The organism is Nocardioides albidus (assembly GCF_006335005.1).
Classification (GTDB): Bacteria; Actinomycetota; Actinomycetes; order Propionibacteriales; family Nocardioidaceae; genus Nocardioides; species Nocardioides albidus.
The window spans coordinates 118,403-121,739 of record NZ_VDMP01000025.1 but is presented as its reverse complement, the minus strand read 5'-3'; the positions used below and the strand labels follow the sequence as shown (position 1 = coordinate 121,739).

The 3,337-nt window shown below is 72.3% G+C and carries 4 protein-coding genes and 1 pseudogene; 4 read left to right on the top strand and 1 reads right to left on the bottom strand.

Annotated features, from left to right (window positions below):
* The 4 genes and pseudogenes from FHP29_RS22230 to FHP29_RS13675 form a co-directional block, all read left to right on the top strand.
* Positions 1-433, top strand: a pseudogene (locus tag FHP29_RS22230) (gluconolaconase); the annotation flags it as partial.
* Positions 430-1,734 (top strand): ankyrin repeat domain-containing protein, encoded by a 1,305-nt coding sequence (locus tag FHP29_RS13685; RefSeq protein ID WP_139623435.1) that lies wholly within the window; start codon positions 430-432, stop codon positions 1,732-1,734. The pseudogene FHP29_RS22230 and the gene FHP29_RS13685, both read left to right, overlap by 4 nt.
* 88 nt (positions 1,735-1,822) lie before the next feature.
* A complete protein-coding gene (locus FHP29_RS13680) occupies positions 1,823-2,266 on the top strand; it encodes a hypothetical protein (RefSeq protein WP_139623434.1) in 444 nt (147 codons plus the stop codon).
* 40 nt (positions 2,267-2,306) lie between these two features.
* Positions 2,307-3,026, top strand: a complete 720-nt coding sequence (locus tag FHP29_RS13675; protein ID WP_139623433.1) for a DUF4184 family protein — start codon at positions 2,307-2,309, stop codon at positions 3,024-3,026.
* Positions 3,027-3,045: 19 nt separating this feature from the next.
* Here FHP29_RS13675 and FHP29_RS21750 read toward each other — a convergent pair.
* On the bottom strand, positions 3,046-3,337 hold a 292-nt coding region (locus FHP29_RS21750), incomplete at its 5' end, for an HNH endonuclease signature motif containing protein (protein ID WP_192904020.1).

Genomic DNA, 3,337 nt, shown 5'->3' with positions numbered 1-3,337 from the left:
GAAGCTCTGGGCCGACGCCACCACCAAGATCGCCGTGCAGCCCGGCTTCAACCTCGGCGGCATCGTCGTCACCGAGGACCAGAAGGCGCTCGTCGTCGCGCAGGGCAACACCGGCAAGCTGTGGCGCTTCTCGCTCAAGAGCGGCAAGGTCAAGCTCGTCAAGACCGGCAGCGCCGACCTCGTCAACGCCGACGGGCTGGTCCTGCAGGGCAACAAGCTCACCGTGGTGCGCAACTTCAGCAAGCAGATCGCCAAGCTCAAGCTGTCCGCCGACGGCCGCAAGGCCAAGCTGATCCGCCAGTTCGCCAGCTCCCCGGACCGGGTGCTGACCACCGCCAAGGAGCTGCGCGGCGAGATCCTGTACGTCGACAGCAAGTTCGACGAGCAGATCGCGTCCGGCCCGTACGAGGTCATCGCGGACCCGACCCGATGAGCCGCCGACCCCGAGTCCTCCGGGGCGTCGGGGTCGTCGCCCTCCCGCTCGCGCTCGTCCTGGGCGCGTGCGGCTCCGGGGCCGAGGACGGCAGGACGCGCCGCTCACCCGAAGCGGCGAAGGCCAGTCCCTCGACCAGCCCCACAGCCAGCCCCTCCGACGCGGCTTCGACCGCGTCGGAGGGACCCGCTGTCCCGCAGGCCCGGCTCGACCAGCGCCTGCGGGACGCGGCCTGGGCCGACGACGTCCCCCGCGCCCGGCGGCTGATCGAGCAGGGCGCCGACGTCAACGCCAAGGACGACACCGAGCAGTCGGCGTACCTCGTCGCGACCAGTGAGGGCTATCTCGACCTGCTCCGCCTGACCCTGCGCCACGGCGCGCAGGTCAACGACAAGGACAGCTGGAACGGCACCGGCCTGATCCGCGCCGCCGAGCGCGGCCACGGTCTGGTCGTCGGCGAGCTGCTGCAGGCCGGCATCGACCGCGACCACGTCAACCGGATCGGCTACCAGGCGATCCACGAGGCGGTGTGGCTCGGCGAGGACACGCGCTCCTACGCCACGACCGTCCGGGTGCTCGCCGCGGGCGGCGTCCAGCTCGACAAGGTCTCGCCGTCGGCGGGACTGACCCCGCTGCAGATGGCCGAGAAGCGTGGCTTCGACGGCCTGGAGAGGATCCTGAGAAGCGTGACCACTGCGGAGACGCCGGCCGACCAGGCGGCCGCGAACGCGGCGCTGCTGCGCGCCGCCCGGACCGGTGACGCGGACGCCGTCGCCGTCGCCCTGCGCGCGGGTGCCGACATCGAGGCCCGCGACGACCACGACCGCACCGCTCTGCTGCTCGCGTCGACGTACGACCACGTCGCCGTCGCGGAGGTCCTCGTCGCCCTGGGCGCCGACCCCGACGCCCTCGACGACCGTCACGACACCCCGTGGCTGGTCACCGGTGTGACCGGCAGCGTCGCGATGCTCGAGGCGCTGCTCCCGGCCAACCCGGACCTGACCATCAAGAACCGGTACGGCGGCCTCTCGCCCATCCCGGCCGGCGAGCGCGGTCACGTCGACTACATCCGCCGGGTCGTGCGGACCGACGTCGACATCGACCACGTCAACGACCTCGGCTGGACCGCGATGCTGGAGGCGATCATCCTCGGCGACGGCAGCCGTCGCTACCAGGAGATCGTCCGGATCCTGCTCGACGCCGGCGCCGACCCGGGCATCGCCGACCGCGAGGGCGTGACGCCGCTGCAGCACGCCGAGCGCAAGGGGTACGACGAGATCGCGGCTCTGCTGCGCCGCTGACCTTCCGCGGCCCGACGATGGCGGCCCGACGATGGCGGCCAGGAGAACGGCAGCATGGATCCGGGCCTCGCGGGGCAGGATGGCGCCCATGTGGGAGCAGTACCGGGCGCCGCGAGAGCCGCGAGAGCAGGACCCGACCTCGACCCAGCCGTCCGAGCGGTCGGGCGCCGAGGAGTTCCTGCCGGTGGCGGAGGAGTTCGGTTCCGCCCCCGCGACCGGCTCCAAGGCGGGCGCCACCGTCGGCGCCGTCGCGGCCGGCTTCTTCGTGCTGGTGATGCTGCTCGTCGGTGTCGTCGCCGCGTCGGAGACGTCCTCGAGCGAGCCGCAGTCCGACTACGACGACTGGTACGCGTGCATCGCCGAGGAGGAGGCCGACGGCAGCGGGCTCCTCTCGCCGGCCGACCTGTGCGAGCTCGGCCACGACCGTCCGCCGGGCTACGTCGACACCTACGAGTACGACCCGCTCGGTGGCGGCTACGGCTCGGGTGGCGACGGTTCCGGCGGCTACGGTTCCGGCGGCTACGGTCGCTGAGTGAGTCTCGTCCGCACCGGCCCCGTCGTCGGGTGCTGACGTGCCGGTCACCCTGGCCCACCCGGCCGCCGTCCTCCCGCTGCGCCGCCTCGGGCTGCCGATGTCGGCGATGGTCATCGGATCGATGGCCCCGGATCTGCCGGTGCTGGGACAGACCTGGGGCCTGTACGCGTTCAGCCACAGTCCGGTCGGGATCCTCACCCTCGATCTCGCGCTCACGCTGGCGCTGCTCCTCTTCTGGGACCGGTGGGGCCGCGACGCCGTCGTGGACGCGGCTCCGAGCGTCGTCCGCGACCGACTTCCGGTCCATGCCCGGATCGGCAGGCGAGCGTGGATCCTCGCTCCGCTCGCGGCGGTGGTCGGATCGATCACCCACACGGTCTGGGACTCCTTCACCCACGACGGCCGCTGGGGTGTGCGGCACGTGGGGTGGCTGCAGGACATGCACGGCCCGCTGCCCGGTCAGCAGTGGGCTCAGTTCGCGTCCGGGATCCTCGGGTTGATCGTCGTCGGGTGGGCTGTCGTCCGCCACGTCCAGGACTCTCCGCGGAGCAGGCGGCAGCCTCGGCGACTGCCCGCCGCGACGCTGCCCGTCGGCCTCGGTGTCGCGACCGCGGTCTCGCTGCTCTGGGGCGCGCTCCATCTGGACGCCGGGCTGCATGCCGGGGCCTTCCACGCAGCCGTCGCCGGCATCCTCGCCCTCGCTGCCCTGGTCGGCCTGCTCGGCCTGGCCTGGCGTTCACGGGCCGTGGCCGAGTGATGTGACCAGCTCCCTCGGCCTACGTGCGTCGGTAGAACCTGATGTCTCCGTTGGGGAGGCGTTCGTGGGTGTAGGCGTGGTCGTGGGTGCGGTGGTGATGGTGGTTGCACAGGCTGACCGCGTCGTCGAGGTCGGTGCGTCCGCCCTGGGACCAGGGTTGGAGATGATGTGCCTCGGTCCACGCCGCGGGGATGGTGCAGCCCTCGGCCCGACACCGCTTGTCGCGTAGCCGCAGTGCTCGGTGTTGGGCCTTGGAGAACAGGCGGGCCTTGCGGCCGAGGTCGAGGATCTCGCCCTTGCCGCCGAGCACC

Coding starts and splice junctions, on each gene's coding strand:
- FHP29_RS13685 (WP_139623435.1), top strand. CDS start 430: ATGAGCCGCCGACCCCGAGTCCTCCGGGGCGTCGGGGTCGTCGCCCTC.
- FHP29_RS13680 (WP_139623434.1), top strand. CDS start 1,823: ATGTGGGAGCAGTACCGGGCGCCGCGAGAGCCGCGAGAGCAGGACCCG.